We start from the raw sequence: 1,179 nt of genomic DNA, 5'->3' as shown, positions 1-1,179 counted from the left end.
ATAATCATCTTTCTTGATTATGACTCGAGCGTTCGAATGCAGTGAAATCGCCGTTCGGATCAAAACCGTAATCACCGTTCGAATCAGCCGAAATACGCAAGCACTACAAAAAAAGTGGTAAAGGCATCTCGCCTCAAAGAAGTGGCAAAGGATGCCGTGAACAACAAAGGTGTTAGTATACGCTTGGCTTGCCAGGCAGTGGGTGTAAGTGAGTCATGCTACCGTTATCAGGCAAAATTTGGTGATGAAAATATGGAAATAGCCGACTGGCTTATTCGCCTAACTCATAATCAAAAAAACTGGGGCTTTGGTATATGCTTTGACTATTTACGTAATGCTAAGGGGTTTCCTTGGAATCACAAGCGAGTATACCGAATTTATCGTGAGCTGGAGCTCAATTTGCGTATTAAACCCAAAAAACGGTTAATCAGGGAAAAACCAGATGCACTTGCAGAGCCCGCCTCTATCAATCAGTGTTGGTCAATGGATTTCATGCATGATCAGTTACAAAATGGACGGAGCTTTAGGCTGCTAAATATTTTGGATGACTTTAGTCGTGAAGGATTGGGTATAGAGGTAGACTTTTCCCTTCCAGCCAATCGGGTTGTTCGAACCTTAGACCGAATCATTGAGTGGCGTGGTAAGCCTGCTGCAATTCGCGTAGATAACGACCCTGAGCTAATTAGCAAGGAGCTTGGTAATTGGGCAGAGAAGCATGGGATAAAGCTTCTGTTTATACAACCAGGTAACCCTCAGCAAAACGCTTATATTGAGCGGTATCACCGTACCGTGAGGTATGACTGGCTAGTGCAAAACTTGTTTGATACTATCGAAGACATTCAAGAACAAGCAACCCAATGGCTTTGGTTTTATAACAACGAAAGACCTAACTCAGCAATAGGAGGAATTCCACCCAAAAGAAAATTGGCTCTAGTGGCCTAGGTTTCTACTTTTGACGCCAGTTAAAAATGGGGGGATTACCCAGTGAGGCGCAGTTATCCTAAGCTTGACTGGAATATCGGCCACAATTGTAGCGACAACCGGAGGCGCTTTGACTGTTACTGGTACATCTTCGTTAAGCATTGGTTTTTTTGGGACTCATTATCTTAAAAAACAGCAAAAAGCAGCTCAAGAAAACGCTGTTAATTTAATAGAAAGTTACCGTTCAAATGATTGTGA

General features: G+C 42.7%; 1 pseudogene. It reads left to right on the top strand.

The window, feature by feature from the left end:
- Nucleotides 1-108: 108 nt before the first annotated feature.
- A pseudogene (locus E1O47_RS12040) lies at nucleotides 109-942 on the top strand (IS3 family transposase); the annotation flags it as partial.
- Nucleotides 943-1,179 lie beyond the last annotated feature (237 nt).

The organism is Legionella yabuuchiae (assembly GCF_900640115.1).
Classification (GTDB): domain Bacteria; phylum Pseudomonadota; class Gammaproteobacteria; order Legionellales; family Legionellaceae; genus Legionella_A; species Legionella_A yabuuchiae.
This window is presented reverse-complemented; position numbering and strand designations above follow the sequence as displayed.